The organism is Gluconobacter sp. P5H9_a, assembly GCF_018812085.1.
In the GTDB taxonomy this organism is placed as follows: domain Bacteria; phylum Pseudomonadota; class Alphaproteobacteria; order Acetobacterales; family Acetobacteraceae; genus Gluconobacter.
This window is the reverse complement of the sequence record NZ_JACRVW010000003.1, coordinates 130683-150235: the sequence shown is the minus strand read 5'-3', so window position 1 is coordinate 150235 and position 19553 is coordinate 130683. Positions and strand designations below refer to the sequence as shown.

The 19553-nt window shown below is 59.4% G+C and carries 19 protein-coding genes; all 19 read left to right on the top strand.

The features are described 5' to 3' along the window. The first annotated feature begins 3 nt into the window (after nt 1–3). The gene (locus tag KP708_RS04880) at nt 4–1239 is read left to right on the top strand and encodes a phage major capsid protein (protein WP_252347453.1); all 1236 of its coding nucleotides are present in this window, start codon (nt 4–6) and stop codon (nt 1237–1239) included. 21 nt (nt 1240–1260) lie between these two features. Then, a complete protein-coding gene (locus KP708_RS04875; protein WP_215750668.1) occupies nt 1261–1911 on the top strand; it encodes a phage head-tail connector protein in 651 nt (216 codons plus the stop codon). Beyond that, nucleotides 1911–2237: a hypothetical protein gene (locus KP708_RS04870; RefSeq protein ID WP_215750667.1), complete on the top strand. Its 327-nt coding sequence runs from the start codon at nt 1911–1913 to the stop codon at nt 2235–2237. Before KP708_RS04875 ends, KP708_RS04870 begins: the two co-directional genes overlap by 1 nt. Next, nucleotides 2234–2647: a hypothetical protein gene (locus tag KP708_RS04865; RefSeq protein ID WP_215750666.1), complete on the top strand. Its 414-nt coding sequence runs from the start codon at nt 2234–2236 to the stop codon at nt 2645–2647. Before KP708_RS04870 ends, KP708_RS04865 begins: the two co-directional genes overlap by 4 nt. A 24-nt stretch (nt 2648–2671) precedes the next feature. After that, nucleotides 2672–3676 carry a phage tail tube protein gene (locus tag KP708_RS04860; RefSeq protein WP_215750665.1) on the top strand — a complete coding sequence of 335 codons (1005 nt, stop codon included), beginning with the start codon at nt 2672–2674 and terminating at the stop codon, nt 3674–3676. Nucleotides 3677–3685: 9 nt separating this feature from the next. Then, nucleotides 3686–3997 (top strand): hypothetical protein, encoded by a 312-nt coding sequence (locus KP708_RS04855; protein ID WP_215750664.1) that lies wholly within the window; start codon nt 3686–3688, stop codon nt 3995–3997. Beyond that, on the top strand, nt 3994–6423 hold the full coding sequence (locus KP708_RS04850; RefSeq protein ID WP_215750663.1) for a hypothetical protein: 2430 nt from the start codon (nt 3994–3996) through the stop codon (nt 6421–6423). Before KP708_RS04855 ends, KP708_RS04850 begins: the two co-directional genes overlap by 4 nt. Nucleotides 6424–6490: 67 nt before the next feature. Continuing rightward, entirely contained in the window at nt 6491–7453 is a 963-nt protein-coding gene (locus KP708_RS04845; RefSeq protein ID WP_215750662.1) for a phage tail tube protein, read from the top strand. Between the two features lie 100 nt (nt 7454–7553). Next, nucleotides 7554–7994 (top strand): hypothetical protein, encoded by a 441-nt coding sequence (locus tag KP708_RS04840; RefSeq protein WP_215750661.1) that lies wholly within the window; start codon nt 7554–7556, stop codon nt 7992–7994. Between the two features lie 182 nt (nt 7995–8176). Next, the gene (locus KP708_RS04835) at nt 8177–8371 is read left to right on the top strand and encodes a hypothetical protein (RefSeq protein ID WP_215750660.1); all 195 of its coding nucleotides are present in this window, start codon (nt 8177–8179) and stop codon (nt 8369–8371) included. Nucleotides 8372–8373: 2 nt separating this feature from the next. Beyond that, nucleotides 8374–9018 carry a hypothetical protein gene (locus KP708_RS04830; protein ID WP_215750659.1) on the top strand — a complete coding sequence of 215 codons (645 nt, stop codon included), beginning with the start codon at nt 8374–8376 and terminating at the stop codon, nt 9016–9018. Between the two features lie 10 nt (nt 9019–9028). After that, nucleotides 9029–13756, top strand: coding sequence for a lytic transglycosylase domain-containing protein (locus KP708_RS04825; RefSeq protein ID WP_215750658.1), 4728 nt, complete (start codon nt 9029–9031; stop codon nt 13754–13756). After that, a complete protein-coding gene (locus KP708_RS04820; RefSeq protein WP_215750657.1) occupies nt 13756–15378 on the top strand; it encodes a hypothetical protein in 1623 nt (540 codons plus the stop codon). The genes KP708_RS04825 and KP708_RS04820 overlap by 1 nt, the downstream gene beginning before the upstream one ends. Before the next feature lie 4 nt (nt 15379–15382). Then, complete coding sequence (locus KP708_RS04815; RefSeq protein WP_215750656.1) at nt 15383–16147, top strand: hypothetical protein; 765 nt, start codon at nt 15383–15385, stop codon at nt 16145–16147. Nucleotide 16148: 1 nt separating this feature from the next. After that, nucleotides 16149–17255, top strand: a complete 1107-nt coding sequence (locus KP708_RS04810; RefSeq protein WP_215750655.1) for a hypothetical protein — start codon at nt 16149–16151, stop codon at nt 17253–17255. Next, a complete protein-coding gene (locus tag KP708_RS04805; RefSeq protein ID WP_215750654.1) occupies nt 17256–17912 on the top strand; it encodes a hypothetical protein in 657 nt (218 codons plus the stop codon). It begins immediately after the preceding gene. A 67-nt stretch (nt 17913–17979) separates the two neighbouring features. Further along, nucleotides 17980–18291, top strand: coding sequence for a hypothetical protein (locus KP708_RS04800; RefSeq protein WP_215750653.1), 312 nt, complete (start codon nt 17980–17982; stop codon nt 18289–18291). Between the two features lie 427 nt (nt 18292–18718). Further along, a complete protein-coding gene (locus KP708_RS04795) occupies nt 18719–19222 on the top strand; it encodes a lysozyme (RefSeq protein WP_215750652.1) in 504 nt (167 codons plus the stop codon). Continuing rightward, the gene (locus tag KP708_RS04790; protein ID WP_215750651.1) at nt 19215–19535 is read left to right on the top strand and encodes a hypothetical protein; all 321 of its coding nucleotides are present in this window, start codon (nt 19215–19217) and stop codon (nt 19533–19535) included. The genes KP708_RS04795 and KP708_RS04790 overlap by 8 nt, the downstream gene beginning before the upstream one ends. The last annotated feature ends 18 nt before the right edge of the window (nt 19536–19553 follow it).

The following is a 19553-nucleotide window of genomic DNA, read 5'->3' as shown; positions in this document are numbered from 1 at the left end:
TCCATGCGTTCCAAGGACCTACGCGCCAAGCGTGCGAAGCTGATTTCTGACGCCCGCGCCCTGATCAACGGCGAAACCGTCACCGCAGAACAGAATACCCAGTTCGATGCCATGATGACCGAGGCAGATGAACTGAAGGCCCGAATTGACCGCATCGAGGCAGCGGAACTTGCCGAGGCTGAACTAGCTGGCCAGATCGCTGCCCGTGGCGAACAGGAAGGCCGGGGCTCAGACGAACAGCGTGATCGTGAAACACAGGAAGTCCGCGTCTTCGGGGCCTGGCTGCGTGGCGGCATGGATAACCTTTCCGGCGAAGATCGGTTGTTCGCGGCTCGACAGGCGCAGCTGGGCACTGAGTTCCGTGCAGCACAAAGCACCCAGTCCGGCCAGGCTGGCGGATACCTCGTACCTCCCCTCTTTGCCGATCAGCTGCTGGTCGCTCTGAAGGGCTACTTCACCGCTTTGAATCTGTTTGATGAGATCCCGACAGCGACGGGTGCACCGCTGCCATGGCCCACCAGTGACGACACATCCGCCCGCGCCAAGATCATCGGTGAAAACACCACGATCGGCACCAGCGACCTGAAGTTCGGCATCTCCAGCCTCCTGGCCTATCTGTATGCCACGGATGCTGTCCTGGTGCCCTGGACACTGATGCAGGACTCCTTCCTCGATCTGGATGCTTTCCTGCGCACGGCTTTGGCTACGCGCTTCGGGCGCACACTGGCAGATGATCTGACGGTAGGTACCGGCACAAATATGCCGCAGGGTGTCTGCACGGCCGCAGGGGTGGGCGCTACCACCGGCACCGTTGCCATTGGCTATGACGACATTCTCGACCTGCAGCACAGCGTGGATCCAGCCTATCGTCAGGGCGCTTCGTTCATGTTGAACGACACAACGTTCAAGGCTTTGCGCAAGCTGAAGGACAATGAAGGCCGTCCGCTCTGGTCTCCGTCCATCGCTGATGGCGCACCGGACATGTTCGCGGGCTCGCCTCTGAACATCAACCAAAGCATGCCTGACATTGGGGCCGGGAATAAGGCCATGCTGTTCGGCAACTTCAAGAACTACAAGTTCCGCAACGTGAAGGGCGTGTCGATCGTGCGTCTGAATGAGCGCTACGCTGATGCTCTCCAGACCGCCTTCTTCGGATATGGCCGCTACGGTGGCGGCCTGCCTGGTGCCGGAACGGCTATCAAGGCGCTCCAGACAGGTGCAGCTGGCGGCGGCGGCTGATCTCAAGCAGGAGACTGATCGATGAGAAGCATTGCCCTCGGGTCAGCTCCTGCCCTGGTGCCTCTGGCCTCACTGGATGACCTCAAGGCAGATCTGGGCATCACGGATGCCCAGTCTGACACAGACCTCCAGCGCTTCCTTCTGGACGCGACTGAGGCCATCCTGGCCTTTATCGGGCGGCCTCTTCTGTATCAGACCTGGCAGGACCAGATCTTTGTGCGTCCCTTCCCGCGCACGCTGTCTCTGCTCTTGGGCGTCTATCCCGTTCAGAAGGTGACAGCCGTCACGCGCAACAGAACAGCGCTTGCGCAAGACGCGCTTGACGATCTGGTCATCGATGACGACTGCGGCGAGGTGTTTTGGCCGGACGTGTCCCATCCCTACTGGCCTCCGGGGCGGTATCTGGTCACGTATGAGGCAGGCTACAGGCTGCCAGGCAAGAATGAGGACGGCACGGCGGATCCGGGAACATTCCCAGGTCCGATTGCGCTGGCTGTTCGGCGCGTTGCCGCAGCGGCCTATCATGCACAAGGCCGAGACCAAGCCCTGAAATCAGAAAATGAACAGGGTGTCGGATCTACAAGCTGGGTCACACCCGACCCGGCCCTGGGCGGCCTGACACCGGAAGCCGCAGGCCTCGTTCAGAGCTTTCGAGCGGTAAAGGGCATCTGATGGGCTACAGAGCAGACCGCCGCCGCCGCCAGATCCGCAGCAAGGGCCGCCCGATGCGCCTGGTCACTGCGAACAAGATCAAATCCGTTGAGCTGGTGGGCTATGCCCCGCCGCCGACAGCCGCCACGATCGATGCGACATTGCCGGTCCAGGCCTTCATTGCCCAGATCCTGAACGATGAACTGTCAGCAGTCGACTACGGGCCTCCCCTCAAGGGAGACCGCCTGTTCGACGGCGTGCGCGAATACACGCTGACGGATGCGTCGCCTGTTTATGACGGGGCAACCCTCTGTGGCTGGACCCTCATTACAGCAGGTGGAAAATGACCTCTCCCATCGTCTGGCAAGACGCCTTCAACCGCGCCACGGCTGCGGGCGCAGCCCTTGGGCTGACGGTTCTGGATGCCCTGGTGCAACAGCGCACAACGCCTGATGGACCTTACGTCCTGTTTGAAGTGGCCAGCGCCGCAGCGGACCGACTTGGGGTGGGTGAAATCGTCGATGAAGAAACCGGGCAGATCTGGCTGCACCTGATGGTGGAAAGCGGATCAGGGGCGCTGCCGGCCATCACCCTGCGCAAAGCGCTTTCGATTGCCTTCCGCGTTCCGGTCTCCCCGCTGCCGATCGGGCTTTATTACGACGGCCAGGGGTTTGATCCTCCCAACGCTGACGACACCGGCAACTGGTTCCGGTTCTCGCTGACGGTCGATTACCGATACCAGGACCGCGTCCTGTAACGCTTCCAGATCCAGAGGTCAGACATGGCATACACGGGACCGACTGCGGGCATCCATGCCGGCGTCCAGTCCAACGACGTTGAGCTGTCGCTGGCTCTGGAACTGGACTACGGGAAATACTCCGGTCGGGCTCTGCACAGGCTCCGGTTTACAGGCGAGACTTTGCGAGAGCAGGCCCAGAGAGTCCGGCCTTCAGAGATTACCGGCCGAGGGGAAGTCTGCCAGGCTTTCACCTCACAGATTACCATCTCAGGGACACTGACGGGCGCGTTTTCCATCGGGGGATATGACCATCTTCTGAGTGCCATTCTGGGCAATACGGCCAAAAACGGCCTTGTGCAGAATGGGACCCAGATCCGGTCCTGGACGCTGTGCGCCCGTTTTGGCGATTACTGGCTGATCCGATACGGCTGCTACTGCACCAAAGCACAGCTGACCCTCTCGCAGGGGTCGTTTGCACAGGTCGCGTTTGACTTCACCTGTGCGGAACAGGTGCTGGCGACAGCAGATCCCGCCACGCTGCGGCTGGATGCTCCGGTCGGGGCCGTCCTCGATACTGCCGGAAACTTCGGCGGCCTTCTGGTCGATGGCCTGACGGTGGACGGAACGGTCCGCAGTTTCAGCCTGACGCTGGAGCGCGATGGCGCGTCGTCTGATTATGGCCTGGGTAAAGCCGGTCTCTGCGGTCAGGTTCCGGGCGAAATCGAGGCAACAGGCAGCGTCCAGATCTTCTTCAAGACGGCAGCGCTGTATCGGCGTTACCAGCGCGGACTGTCAGGAACGGTTTCTGTATCGGTCACGGATGGCAACGGAAGCACCTACGTTTTCACGTTTCTGAACGCGACCCTGCAGAACCCGAAAATCAATGCAGGCGGCCGGAACACGTCGATCCTCGCAACCTTTGAAATTGAGGGAAACCCTCTGCCAGAGGGTGGCACGTTCACCCTGGCACGGCACAGCGATCCCCTCGCAGGCCTCGGCGTGGCCGGCCTGCCCCTCTCACTCAACGGACAGGCCATCAGGCCGTAGGGAACAGTTATGCTGGTGGAAATCTCCACGCTGCCGGAAGAGCCGCTCCAGGAAGGTGACGCAATTCTGTTTGTGCGCCTCGTGGATGGCATCCCGCAGCCGTACAGGATTGCCGGTGGCCTGATTGTCTCGAACGCGGACGGCTCTGTCATCATCAACGGCCATCCGGCGATCTCCTTTGATCCAACCTCACAGCTCATGACCCTCAACGTGGGCAATATCGTCGTAACCGGCGACCTCCCCACGGACGATCCGGGTGTCAAAGGTCAGTATTGGAACAACGGCGGATATGTCTGTATTTCGGCAGGACAACCTACATGAAACACCTGAAATTCCTGTTGGCCGCACTGGCGATGCCGCTGATGGCCCAGGCTGCTGACGTTGTTCCCAACCATATCCGGCATCCCCTCCACCCGGCACCTGTCACGACAGTCCTTCGGGCCGCTGTGGCTGAGAAACCCCTCTACGTTCCAACCCTGGCGAAAGGGGGCCTGTCCAGCCAGAACAAGGTCATGGGGTCAGACGGGACGCCCTTTCTGGATGATCTCTGGCGCTATGCCGACAGCTCGGTGCAGCAGGCGGACGTCGATACGGCGGGCGGGGTCGCGGCCCTGGGGACGGACAAAGCCCTCCATTACGACCTGAATGGCTCCATCTCGGGACCAAGTGGCGTTTTTGTAACGAATTTCCGTGTTGCGCCCGTGCTTGGCCGGTCGTTCAAAAACACAACGAACAACGGCGTTCAGCTTCCCGGATATACGCTCTGGTGGGGAAACCAGATCGGCCTGGGTTCCTACCAGGAAGGCGATCATCAAACGACTGTCGGTGACTGGTGGATCACCCCGCCTGAGACCCTTCACCTGGGAGGACAGAGCGAAAACTCTTCAGGCTTCCTGAATGTGCATTGTAACCCCTACGGCAGTTCCAATGCCGGAACCTGCGCACAGTTCATGATGGGCGGATCAAACATTCAGGCAATGGCGGCCGGTATTGGTCCAAGCGCAAGCGATCATATTGCCTTTTACGACAATTTTGACGCGGCCAACGTGGTGATGCAGACGGGTGGTTCAACCCCGTACATGGTCATCACCTCCGCAAACGCGACCAATGTCTTTCCGCCCATGAGCGATGGCCTGGACCACACGCCTACCTTCACGGCATCCGGCGCAACCTTTGCTAACCCGCTACCGGTCACGGAAACCAACTGGCTCCTGACTCATCAGCAGAACCTGCACCTGATGACCAATGAGATCGGATGTGCCACCTGCGACATTCAGACCTATGCCGCCACCATGACCAGGGTTCAAACGAACGCGGCGGGGCAGGCAACGGGAATCACGGTCAACGGCTGGCGTATTTTCAGTTCAGGGGACGATGATGGCAACCAGATCCCTGGACAGACAACAACCGATGGGTCCAAGCCCGCGCTCGATACGGTGTGGAGCAACTTCGGCCATCCCGCCATTATGGTCGGGATCTGGACCAAAGCCTTCAACATGTATTCCCTGTGTGGCGTAGGAAATCCGGCCGCCAACAGCACGATGGGGGACATCAACAACCCCTCAGGTGGACGCAATAACCAGCTCCGCACCTGTGAAGGCTGGGAGATGGACCTGTGGAACTCGGACAGCACACCAGAACACGCACGGATCCACGGAATCACGGCAGCCTACTCCCAGCGAGCGGGCGGAACGCGTCCTTCAGCAGACAGCTATGACTTCAACGCTGCGGGGGCAAACTCGATCAGCTATCTCCAGAGCGGTGACTTCTTCACGATGCCCTTCTTGGGGAGCAACTTTGTGGTTAGTAGCTACGAAGGGCCTCAGTACGCCAAGGGTTCTATCAAGTCCCTCTTTCAGGTCTCGCAGTCAGAGCGGATTGGCTATGAAGCGGACGGCGGATGGCCCCGGAACAATGTGATGTTCGGTGCCTGGACGTCACGCAATGCAGCCGTAGGGTGTGATGGATGCGGGGACCCGAATGGTTCGGCTGATACCGAGACCCTTCACCTGGGCGAGCAGGTTGATTGGTATGGGGCCAAGACACGGGACAAGTACGGAAACCCGACCTGGACCGACCCGCAGTATGCCCAGATTGAGCTGAATGCAGCGAGTAACAAGCGTGGGATCAACCTGTGCTCCGGCAATCAGGACGATACAACCTGCACCCTGCAAGTGGGGCCTGACTGGCTTGCTGTGGTCGGGCGGATGCGCGTGAGTGGACAATTAGACCTTACGCAGAACACAACGACCTCAGCACTCAAAACAGGGAATAAAGTTGCCACTATCGCAACCGGGTCTCCCGACAGCAATAATACAGCCATTGAAATTGGGTATGATCTGGCAACAGATACTTTTTACTTCACCAATAACCACTACGGCAACACATACAAATTCAATGGAACAGTTTCTGCGGACCAGCTCAGTGCTGCCGTTGCAGTCGTAAATAAGATTCGCATCCCGACCGGGTCGCCTGACAGCAATAACTCAGCGATTGAGGTCACATACGACCTGGCCTCGAACACAATGCGGTTCACCAACAATCACGCGGGCAACAATTACCTGTTTGATGGTCAGCTCTCTGCCAGCGCTGGCCTTGATGGCTCAAACGGTCTGCGGCTTCCAGCCACAGCACCGGCGAGTTCCAGCAGCGCGTGTACGGCAGGTCAGATCCGTGCAGACGGAAATTATCTCTACGTCTGCACGGCCCCCAACACATGGCGGCGATCAGCACTGAGTGATTTCTGATCCGTTTCCTGATCCCATCAACTCATGACAGGCCGCCTTTCGGGCGGCTTTTTTATTGGAGGAAGGCATGGCCACCTTTACAGGCTCGACGTCCGGGTTTCTTGCCGCGGCGCAGGCAAACGCGGCCATTCTCGCATACGCAAAAGAAGACACGTATGCGACCATTCCGGCCGGTGCGTTTCAGAAGACCCGCTTTACGGGGGAGAGTTTCAAGCCAACGAACACCCGGCAGCGCCCGGATGAAATCAACGATCTGGCTGAAGCCTCCCAGGCTGTCACCACGCAGATTTCTGTCTCCGGCACGCTCTCCGGTGCCCTGTCTGTCGGCACGTATGATGACCTTCTGGGGGCAGTGCTGTGCAACGACTGGGGCAGTGACGGCACGCTGCGCAATGGCACGGTTTACAAGACCTGGTCGATCGTTGAGGCGATTGGCGAAAAATGGTTCGTCCGCCCTGGCGCCATTTGCACCAGCGCGCAGCTGACCTTCTCCCAGGGCTCGTTTGCCCAGGTGTCGTTTGATTTCACAGCCGCACGGCAGGATCAGGCTGACACGGATCCGGCGTCCAGCTATCTCGACGCGCCTACCGGCACGGTCCTGGATACGGTGGGCAATTTCGGCGGTGTCACGATCGATGGCACGACGCCTGACGGGTGCATCCGGACCCTGTCCATCAAGCTGGACCGCAGCGGAAGCGGCGCAGATTATGGCACAGGACATGCCGATGCCTGCGGTGTGCGTCCTGGCGAACTTGAAGCCTCTGGCCAGCTCCAGATGTTTTTCAAGACCTATGCTGTCTATGAGCGCTACGCGTCCGGCAAGGGCGGTCCGATCGCGGTCACCGTCACCGACGGGACCGGCAATGGCTACGTGATGACGTTTCTCAATGCCGTTCTGCTCAACCCGCAGATCAATGCTGGCAGCAAGAACACCTCCATCATGGCCACCTTCGACATCGAGGGTAACCCGGTGGTTGGTGGCGGCACCTTCCTGATTACGAAGGTCAAGCCAGCCGCACCAGGCGGCTGATTTTACCCGCGTTCCTTCTGCTGTCCTGATGACCGCCCTCAGGCGGTTTTTTTATGTCTCACGGGCTGACATCAGCCCTCAAATCAGAGTGAAAAATACCATGGCACGACTGTCTTCCTTTACCCGCAATCAGTCCCGCGTTTCCGAAGGTGAGCGCATTGTTGTCGGACCTGCCGGTGAAGAATTCGGCATCACGACCCGTGGCTTTACGCCTGCGTACAAGGACACGTTCTACGCGCTCAAGGCTGAAGCCGCACGTCGCCTGAACCGCACGATCGTGCCAGGTGCGCCGCCATACACGCCGGACACGCTGCCACCGTCCGAGGAAGACAAGGCCCAGGGCATTGCCATCTCCCGTGAATGCGTCCTCGGGGTGGATGGTCTTCAGAAGGACGATAACGGCCTGGACATCACGGTGGATGAGTTCAAGGCGATGCTGGAAAGCGGCAATTACCCGGTGCTGGTCTTCCTGGCGATTTCTGCGGCGGGTCGTGTCGGTGACGAACGGAGGCAGCAGAACGAAGCCGCTATGGGAAACTGATCAGCGCCCTGGAATGGGAACTGGACTGGGGTGGGTTTGTCGGTGACGGGGAAAGTGCCGAGATCCGGGAGTTCCTGCTCGAACAGCGGGTTCTCCCCCATCCCTGGCTAAGTCGGCCGTGGCGCTGCTGGCATGAGCTGCAATACGACCGGCAATGGGTTGAAGACCTGGTCGGCGTGGGTATGGGTAAAATCCGGGGTGTTGCCCGGCCCATGCCGATCCAGTGGGTCACGATTGAGGCCTGGTGTGAGGCCAATGATCTTCCGTCCGAGGATCGCGTCTGGCTCCTGTTTCAGGTGCGCGCAATGGATGCCGTTTTTGTCCGGCATAGAAATGCAAAAATTACAGCAGAAGTCGCCAGCTTCATGCGGGGGTAACGATGGCAAAACCGCGTTCCGTGGCCCGAAGTATCCGCCTGTTTGCGGACCGGACCCTCTCTCCGGCCGCCTTATCCGCTAAACTGGCGCAGATCGCTATCAAAGAGCGTGACGCGTTGGTCAAGAGCGGGGAAGCGCCGCCAAGCTGGACCACCACTGTGGATGGCCGTCTGGGGGCTCCGGAAACGTCTGTCCGGCCGGATGGCTTCATTCTCTACAAATTCAACACGCTGGGGCTGGCGGTTAAAGCCGCGCTTCAGATCTGCAAAGACCGTTCTCCGGTGCGGTCGGGAATTTACCGCGATACCTGGATTGCCGCGGTCGATGGCAAGCCCTGGCGCGGGGATCTGTCCGAGATCCCTGACAACGTGGAAATCATGATTGTAAATCCGCAGCCCTATGCCCGGAAAATCGATACAGGCGCGATGAAGGGCATGAGTGTTCCGCCTGGCATCGTGGAAGCAGCCAGACAGTACGTTCAACGGCAGTTTCCAACGGTCACGGCACAGCGGGCCTTTGTGTCCATCCCGGCCGGCCTTTTCAACAATGCCCCCTATATCCTGCGGCGCAGTCAGGGACGTTCGAAGGACAGGGCCGCCGGAAAACCAATCACTTACCCAGCATTAATTCTGAAAAGACGCATCTAGGGGGCGGGCTATGCCGACGGTCGAGCAAATCGAGGTTTCTTATAATGGCCAGATTGCTGCTGCCGCGCAGGCTGATGCCGATGCCCTGAACAAAGTCGCGGATGGTCTTGATCGCGTCGGTGATTCCGTCGAGGTCACAGATGCGAAAATGACCAGATCCGGGAAAAGCGGCACCGCATACGTCAGAAGTCTGGACGCGGTGACCAAATCCGCAACAGCTCTGACCAAAGCACAGACGACGCTACAGGATGCTGAAGACAAACTGGCGGAAAGTGTGCGCCGTGGCGAGGTCACGCAGGAAGAGGCTGGCCGCGCGCTTGATAAGCAGCGGGAAATCGTCGGCAAGCTCGTCACGGCCCATGAGCAGGCCGTGGCAGCAACGAAGAAGTCCAATGATGGCCTGAAAGAGACGTCGGAAACGGCCAAGGTTTCCAGCTACCAGCTGGGCATTCTTGCGGACGAAGCACACAAGTTTTTTGACCAGGTCGCCAGCGGCGGCTCTGCATTCAAGGCTGCCTTCTACCAGGTGCCGAACATGGTCCAGGTGGTCGGTGGGCTTGGCAGGGCCGTGGAGCTTGTCGGCGGAGCCATGACTGTTGGTTTGACGGGTGGCGCCCTCATCACCGCCGCAGCGATGTATAAACTTGGATCGGCAGCCGAGGCAGAACAGGAAACACTGGCCACCCTGTCGCAGCATCTGCGGGCAACGCGGGATGACTACACGGCCATGGCGTCATCGGCCGAGGCGGCGGCGCGCCAGCTTTCGGCCGGGAGTGATCTGTCTCTGGATGACAGCCGGTCGGTCACAACGACATTCGCGGCCGTGCCGACCATTGATAGTTCCAGCCTCCGGGCACTGTCGACCGAGGCTCGCGATCTGGCGGAAGTCATGGGCGAGACAGTTCCGGAGGCTGCCAAGGAAATGGCGGCGGCTTATGCTGATCCGGCCAAGGCGGCCGAAGACTTCGCAGAGAAAGGGCTGCTCGGCGTCCATCAGGGCCTCGTCAGTCAGGTCGAAGATCTTCAGAATTCCGGCAACCGTCTTCAGGCCTGGCAACTGCTGATGCAGCAGGTTGGGACAGCCACGGCTGGCGCAGCACGTCAGGGCCTGACACCCTTCCAGCAGGCTTTGCATGACCTGCGGAACGAATGGGATGGCCCGATTCAAGGTGCAGAGAGTTTTGCACTCAAAATCGGGGATGGCATTGTTAGCGCTGCCACCAAGGGCATCGAGGGGCTGACGAACCTGACCCACAAGGTCAAGGAACTGAAGCAGTGGATGGATTCCTTAAACCCCACCCACCTGGCTTATGAAACACAGCAGGCCACCCTTCAGAGTGGTTCGGCTTCTGGGGTTTCGGGACTGATTGACAGTGTTGGCTCCCAGATCGGGGCCAGCTCTGATGTCATCTCTCTGGCACACCGGATCCAGCCAGTCGAAAGTGCCACGGGCCAGTACAAGAATGGTCAGGTTGTCACGTCTTCTGCTGGTGCGATCGGGGCCATGCAGGTCATGCCGTCCAATGCGGCCGGGAATGATCTGACGGACCCGACCGGGAATGTCACAGCAGCCGAACGGCTCCTGGTGCATCTGTATGACAAGTACAGTGGCAATCAGCAGCTGGTCGCCATGGCGTATAACTGGGGTGAAGGAAACGTCGATCAGTATCTGAAGGGCACCAAATCAGCCCCTCAGTCTGTCATGGACTACGCGCAGACCGTCACGGGCGGCGAGGTTTACGGGGCTACGAAGACAGCTGGCCTCCAGACCAGCGTTGACGATGCTCTGAAGACATCAGACGGCTCCACGGCTTCCCAGGTCACAGATCAGACGAACGCCATCAAAATGCTGACGTCTGCCCAGCAGGCACTGGATGACCTGCACAAAGCCGGGAAAGTTACAGATGCAGATTATGCGGCATCGACGCAGGATCTGACCAACCGCCTGATGACCCATAAGGGCGCGCTGAACGAACTGAGAGACCCGCTTCAGGAACTGGCACATCAGCAGGAGCAGACCACGGACGCGGCCTGGGCCGGTACGGCTGCGCAGAAAGCCATGATTCAGGTTGATCAGCAGGTCGAGGAAGCTGCCCGCAAGATGGGCCAGGCCCATGCATCCACGGCGGATATTCTCGTCGCGGAAGCGCGGGAACAGCAGATTCTGACGGGAGAGTTTAACAGCTCTATCGACGCGATGGATCGCAAGACGGCTGCCCAGAATTCGCTGCTATCCTCCTATGATGCCAGCAAGGGCAGCCTGGACGATTATCTGCGCTCTGTGGAAGCCTCCGACACAGTCCAGGCAACCTCCACGGCCAACACGCAGGAACAGGCGCGCCAGACGGCAGTTCTCACGGATGCCCTCAAGCGCCAGGCAGAAGCGCAGGCTGATATCACCACGGCGCGCAAGGCTTACGGACAGTCTCTGGATCTCCAGTATATTCAGGCAGAGACGGCATCTCTCGGTCAAAATTCTGATGCGGTCTCTGTCCAGATGGCCGTTCTGAAGGAGCGGAACGCTCTGCTGGAAAGCGGTGCGGACCTGACGTCCAAGGCTTCGCAGACTGATCTCGCTAACGTTGCGGCGATCCAGTCGGCCACGAATGCCTACCAGCATCAGCAGGACACGCTGAACGAACTGACCAGTGATATCTCGTCCGCAGCGGACACGCTGTCGAGCAGCTTCACACAGGCTCTGGTCAACGCCTCTAACGGTGGGGTGACGTTCAAGTCTGCCATGCAGGGTGTGGAAAGCCAGCTGATCTCGATGATTGCCAAGCTGGCGCTGATCAATCCGCTCCTGAGTGCGATCGATGGTAAAAGCCGGACAACACTGGGGGATGTCTCTTCCATTCTCTCCGGCGCGTCTTCTTCTAGCGTTACCAGCGCGAATGCAATCAGCGCTTACTCTGGCGGATGGGGTTGGAACCCTGTCAGTTCCACCGGCTCTTCTGCGTCTTCTGCCAGCTCTCTTGGTGGGTTGGGGGGCTCTACGTCCTGGCTCTCCTCCGGGCTTAAAACCAATCTGTTTGGAACTGCGACTGTCGGAAACCTGCTCGGTGGTATTGGCGGCGGTTTTGGTCTCGGGTCAGCCCTCTCGGGTATTGGTGGCGGCACCAACGGCACGCTCGGAAGCGGTCTTGGTTCGGTTGCCGGATCCATTGCCGGCTCGTTTATTGGTCCAATCGGTACCATGCTGGGTGGCGTTATCGGTGGCGGTCTGGGCGGATTGTTCGGTGGTCTTTTTGGTCACAAGAAAAATCCGTACACGATCGACCAGGTCATGACGACGGACGGTCAGCTGTCTCTGGGCAAGACCTGGAATCAGGCACAGACTGACCAGATCACGGAACAGCTGAAGAGCGATATTGCGTCCTTCAACTCTGTTCTGTCCTCTGCCGGCGTGACGATTGGCGGCGGTGATGGCGGCCTGCTTGGAACGGTTCGTGACGACAAGAACAACAAGGATGCGTCCTTGCAGTCCGTGTCGCTGACGGATCTTCTCAAACAGGCGACGTACAGCACGTCTGATGCGACGTTCAGTCAGGCACTTCAGCAGGGTCTGCCGAGTGGTGCGACCTCCGTGTCGGATTACGCGACCGCCATTCAGAACCTGAAAACCATGGCTGATACCGTCGATCAGCTCGGCGTTGCCGTCTCGAAATTCAATTCAGACGGCACCGTTACGGTCAGCAATTTTACCCAGGCGACCGGGGATCTGAAAACCGCTCTGGACACGGCGCTGGATGGGAAAACCCTGTCCACGTCCGATCTTCAGACGCAGATCTCCGCTGTCACCACGTTCGTCAATACGACCATGCCGGATCTGCTCAAGGCGACTGTCTCCGGGCAGCAGTCCTGGGTGGACCAGATGGCGACCTTGCGACAGACCTATGAGGCGGCGGGGTCCCAGGCCGTCGCCTATGGTCTGGATGGCACGCAGTTAAACGCCAAATTCAGTGAGCTGTATGAGGCGGGTTATGCTGAACAGCTGGGGACGTTGCGCGATTCAGACACGTCCGTGAGGGCGCGTTATCTGACGGCAACGGGCGATGATCAGGGGGCAGCCCTTCTGAATTTCGATACCAGCGCCGATCAGCAACGCAAGGCTCTGGATACCGCCTGGCAGTCGTTCCTGGGCAATGCCTATAAAAACAATGAGGAATACCTGGACGAGTCCGCGGATCTCGAAGAGGCGCTGGCCGCCGAAAGGCTCCAGATCCAGGAGCAGTACAACGGCACCAGCCTGGCACAGATGAAGCAGTACCAGGAACAGGCGCAGCAGTCTGTCGGTTCCGTCTTTTCAAGCCTGACGGACTATGCCCGTGGATTGAATACCTCGGATGCGTCACCACTGTCAGCGCAGGCGCAGTACCAGTCCGCCAATGATAATCTCATGGCAGACTACAAGGCGGCACAGGGTGGAGACTATGACGCGCTGTCGCGGATCCAGACCGATGTCACGACCTTCCTGTCGGAATCAAAAACCTATCAGGGGTCAGGCACGGGATATGCGGCCGATTTTTCATGGGCCACGGATCTTCTGAAAAAACTGGGAAGCGTCGACGTCGAAAAGGTTACGGCGACCCTGGTCACTAAGCTGGCCAAGGAAAACACGGACGCAACCCAGAGCGTGGCCGATCAGCTCCAGCAACTCGTCCAGGTGGTTGAAGCCATGAAGAAAGACCAGAAGCTCAAGGCTGCTACTGACGCCACCCGGCCGAGGGCAGCCTGATGCGGTTTCGCACGATTGAAATGGATATCGTTCTGCCGACTGTCATTCAGCCGGCGGCGGTGCCGGGCTGGGGTGATGCGCCGTGGGGTGCGCTGACCCAGCTTCCGGATGATCCTGAATCCCTCGAAACCCTGCGTTATTCCGATGCGGGCTATGTGGACGAAAACCACGTCCCGTATCCACCTTATGTGACCCAGGCGCTTGACCTGACACGGTCCCTGACCTTGTCGGCTGATGCCCTGGGCGGATCTTTCTCGATCGGAATCCTGACGCTGGCCAATCCGGATGGCGTTCTGGATGGTCTGCTCCAGACCCGCGTGAATGATCATCTGCCGGTGCGCATCCATGAGGGCACGCGCCTGTGGGATGGGCAACGCCAGATCTGGACAGACCCGCCCTCATCAGACCTGAACCCGGTTTTTTCCGGTTTGGGGAAAAACTGGCAGCCGGGTCTGAACAGCGTGTCGATTACGCTGCTCGATGCCACGTATTGGCTGGACGGCACCATGCCGGTTTCAATCTATGGCGGCACCGGCCGGCTGGATGGGGACAGCAATGTCTCCGGCCGGAATATCCCGCGTCTGCGGGGGCGGGTCTGTAATATCTCACCAGTCCTGATCGACAGTGCCAATTATGTCTATCAGCTCTCGGACGGTCCGGTTTCCATTACCGCCCTGTATGAAGGCGGTTTTGGCGGGGGCATTGCGTTCGGGGGAATGGTCACGGATCTCTATGCCGTTTCTCCTGATCCCGGCACCTATACCGTTCTGTCCAGCAGTGCGGGAACGTGGATCCGCCTTGGCACAAAGCCTGTCTATGGCATCACGGTGGATGCCGTGGGCCGGTTCCGGTCCGGGGCCAGTCCTGAGAACGTCCTGGACGTGTTGCGCCAGCTTCTGATTGAGGACCTGGTCCTGCCGGCCCCCTATATCGATGCCGCCTGGTCGGCATCCTCGGATCTCGCTCCCTATCGGGGCGGCTGGTACTGGGATGGATCAGACAGTGTGACGGGACGCCAGGCGGTGACCACGCTTCTGTCTGGCCTCGGAATTTCCCTGGTGCCAACGCGGACTGGAACGCTGCGTCCGATCCGTCTGCGGGATCCGGCCGAGGCGGGTGCGCCGCGATTGACCCTGACCACGGATCTGATCAGTGCCATCAGTCCTGTGGCTCTCGATAGTTCTCTTGATCCGCCAACATGGCGCTGGCGCATTGGCTGGCAGCACGTCTTCACAGTCCAGACATCCGGTTCTGGCCTGCACCCGCAGGCCGCATCCGACCGCCAGTCCCTGATTGCCGAAAGCGACAGGGGCGCTGTGTGGTTTGATACCGCGATCAAGGCCGCATGGCGCGTGCCTGGGGATCCGGCGCTGATTACAACAGCGCTGGCCAATCAGGCAGACGCGCAGATCATCGCCAACTGGCACGGATCCGTCTGGGGCCGTCGCCGGCATCTCTGGGCGGTGGATGTTCCGCAGTCCGTGGCTCTGGCTGTGGATCTCGGCGATCCCGTTCTGCTCCAGGCGCCTGTGCCTGGTGCGAAGACGGCTGTTCCGGGTGTGGTGATCAGCGAACACGTCAGCAGCTCCAGCACGACAACAACCCTCACGATACTGGTCTGACACAATGCAAAACTGTGGTTTTGGCTGGGAGAACAGCGTCCTGGACGCGGCGATCTCGGTCAGTGGCGAGGTGCCCGGTCTGCCGGGAACCAACCTGCGCAATCAGCACGGTGCGGCCAGTCTCGGCTGGCGTGTGCCCTCAACAGGGGCGGGTCTGGCGCTTGCCCTTTCCGGAGCAGCGCCCATCCGGGCAATCAGTCTGCACCGGACCAATCTGTCCGCTGCAGCGACCTGGCACATGGAACTGAGTGCCGGGGGACAGGTGGTGTATGCCTGGTCAGGCTCTGCTGCTGTCGCGGGCGGGCAATGCGTTCATGTGCTGCCAGCCGGCATCTCGGCGGATGTCATCAATGTGGGCGTGGATGACCCGAGCAATCCGGACGGATTTCTCTCGATCCCGCTGGCATTTGCCGGTCCTCTCTGGCAGCCGGCGCGGAACTACTCAACGGACAGCACGGAAAACCTGACAGTCGGACAGCAGAGCACGACCACGCTGTCAGGTGGGGAATTCGTGGATGCACGCTACGTCCAGCGCGGCCTGTCGATCGCGCATCAGTCCTATGGCGATGCGGATGCGGTTGTCCTGCGACAGATCCAGCGGACCGCTGCCACGGGCCAGAATATCCTCTTCATTCCGGATCCTGACAGTGACCCGCCTGCGCTGGCCGAAACCGCGCTGTTCGGGCGGTTGTCTGGCGGGGATCTCTCCAATCCGTTCGGGCCGGCTGATCGCCATGCCCAGACCCTCACTCTGACGGAAAGGCTCTGACATGGCCGCGCCCTTGCTCCTGGACCTTGTCCTGGAGACCTCGACCACACCGGGAACCGCGTCATTCGTTCTGAATGGGGCTGTTCAGGATCGGCGCTCGTTTGCAACGGCCGCACCTGGCGGTGGGCAGGTGTTCTATTTCGCAGATGACGGCATGCAGGCGGAATGGGGTGTGGGTGTCCTGACAGTGGGCACACCGAACACCCTCAGTCGCCAGACCATCCGGGGCACGACACAGAATTCCACATCGGCCCTGAATTTCACCGGGACCGTCCGGGTGTATTCCTGGGTTCCGAGTTCGCATCTGCCGCTTCTGGATGGCAACGGCCTGCTGACAGTGTCGGATTTGGCCACCGATCAGGCGGCGATCAAGGTTCTTGTCGTGTCAGGCAGTGCCCTGGTGCCGAATGTCAGGGACTGGGGCAGTCAGCAGTCCGTGCCTGCGGTTCAGGCGGACGGTCGGTATCTGCGGAAATACGGGGACGCGGGCGGGGCCGTGGCTCCGGATTTTCTCACCTTCTACTCTCATACTGGTCAGCTCGGGATCTATGATGGCAGCCAGTGGCACACGTTCCAGCCTTCTGGTGATTATGCCACGAATGCCCGCGTCAATGACGTTGCCAGCAGTGCGGCCAATGCGACGAGCGCGGCCAGCTCTGCCAGCGCCAACGCAGACACCAGGGTTCTGCGTGCGGGTGACACCAGCAGCAATCAGACCATCAACGGTTATCTGACGGTTCAGTATGGCGGCGGGAAATTCAGCTTCCAGCCAGACGGAAACGCCGTGGCCTATGACGGGTCAGGGAATGCCTTTTTCTCCGTGTCTTCCAGCGCCATCAACTGGAATGGCCGGGGTTTCGTTTTCACCGACGATCTGCCGCTCCCCAAGACGGACAAGATTGTCCGCATGATCGTCCGTGGGGTCGCGTCCCAAAGCCGTGTGCCGTTCTCATCCGGCTTCTCGGACACGCCGCAGGTGATGGCGCAGAATGCCAGTCCGAGCGACATGAACTGCAAGGCGGTCAATGCCGATGCGGGCGGCTTCACGTTGTGGATCAACGGCGGCGGCACAACAGACATCACGGTTTTTGCAATCGGACCCAAATAAATGACCACTGCACTTGAGGCCATCAAGGCCGCCTATCCGGATCGCTATTATGCGACCACGAATGGCACGACCGTCACGGGCGTTTATGACGCCTGGTCCGGCACCACGGAGGATCAGCAGGCCCGCATCAATGTGCTGGATCTTCCGGCCGCCTCCAGCCTGATTGTGCTGACGGCCGACCAGTTATCTGACACGGTCGGGGCTACCAATATTCCTGTCAGCAATGGCGCGCTGACCTATCCCGGCCGGTATGTCGCCTGTTACGACCACACCGCCGCGCAGCCGACCTCGATCCTGAGCTGGTTTGATCTGTGGTCGCTTGGCTCTCATGCCAATCTCCCGGCTCTGGCCGATATGCACTTTCTGTCTGCGGCCGAATGGCAGGCTCTGGGCGGGGATCATGGCTACAAGGGTAACAAGGGACTTCAGGACGGCAGGATCGTGGATTACACGCCACCGCCCGCACCCATTCCGCTGACACTCCAGGCCGAGACGGAGCAGACGTGGATCCAGCAACAGGCCAGTCTGGCCGCAGCCATGGGCGAGACCTTCACCGACGCCATGAAGTCCTACGTGAAGGCTGTCGCGGCGATTGCCAGCGGCACTGACACGACCAGCACGGCATTGCCTGCGCGGCCTGATCCGACCATGTCCTGATCGCCAGCCCTCCTACTCGACCTTGTTCTGACAGCCGCCTTTTGGGCGGCTTTTTTATGGAAAAACGATGCCTGACGTTGAAACTGTCCCGCTGACCTCGATCCGCGCTCTTGAGGATCGCGTTCTCCAGCTTGAAACCATGCTAGCCGGTCTGGACGACAAGCAGTCTGACCTCCGATCGGAAGTCCGTATGGAAATCACCTCGCTGCGGAATGAAATCAAAGCCTTGGCCAAGGCTATGGAAACCAGCAATTCGCAGATCAACGGCAAGCTGGATCGGCTGTTCGGTGCGCGGTCCGTGGTGACGGCCCTGATTACGCTCATGACATCGATTGCCGGGACTGGCCTGGTCCATCTCGTGGTGTCGATTGGAAAGTAGTGACACTGTTTGACATAAAAATATCAGATTGATAGTGACATTGAGGGTTAAATTATAAGAGAAATATCAAGTCATGCCTGTAATTAATGGAAATAAATTACTTCCCGGAAAAACGTATCTGATGAAGGTTTGGAATCATCGGAGAGGACGTCCATTTAGAACAACAGAGAAAGTAGTTTTTACGAACTACATTTTTAATGGACGCGTAGTGCGGGCGCGTTCGTTCAAAATGCGTGACTTGTTGGCCGGTGGCAATCAAACCTGTATTTTACAGGGTGCCAAGAGCGGAACGATCACTCTCACGGTAACTGATCCAAAAATCTGGGTAGACTCTAACAATGATAGAATAACGTTCGATACCTGAATGTTATTAGCTCCACGCTAGCAAAGCCGCCCAACTGGGCGGCTTTTTTTATGGAAAAATCCCATGAATAAAACTGCCGTCGTGCTGGCCACGGCGCTCCTGAAGCTGCCCGGTTTCGAAGGATTCCGGTCGAAGCCGTATGTCTGCCCTGCGGGCTGCTGGACGATTGGCTATGGTAGCCGCTGGCTGAAGGACGGAAAGCCTGTCACGGCCAGAACGCCGCCCATCAGTGAAGCGGACGCCGCTAGTCTGCTGCTCCAGTCGGTCATGACCTATGACACCACCTTGTCGCGCCTGGTCAGGGTTCCGCTTTCTGACGTCCAGCGGGCTGCACTGCTGTCCTGGCAATACAATGTCGGCACGCCGGCCGTGGAAAGCTCCACGCTTCTGCGCAAGCTGAATGCCGGGGATTATGCTGGCGCAGCCAATGAACTGCTACGCTGGAACAAAGCAACCGTGAAAGGCCATCTGGTCGAACTGACCGGCCTGACCAACCGTCGTGCGTATGAACGGGATGTGTTCCTGGGCAAGCGGACAGTCATGGGGAAGAGCTATGCAGATGTCTGATTTTCTCGGGCTGCTCCCGCCGCAAATCCTGTTTTGGGTTGGCCTCTTTCTTGTCCTGGCATCGGTGCTACTGAATGTCTGCGGCTTTCTTCGGTCTCGGATTGCGCCTCCGGCTTCCGGATCTCTTTGGGTCAGGCCGTATCAGCTTCTGAGCGTTCTGGCCTTCGAGCAGAAATATGCTGCCGCCATGTACAGGATCGGGCTCACGGCCGTCATGACGACGCGAGCTGAAGCGCCACTTTTGAAAAAGGCCGGCGCAGACAGTGGCGTGCAGATCTTCGACAGCAAGGGCAAACCCAAAGCGCCCACCTGACTGAGCCCGTCCGTCGGT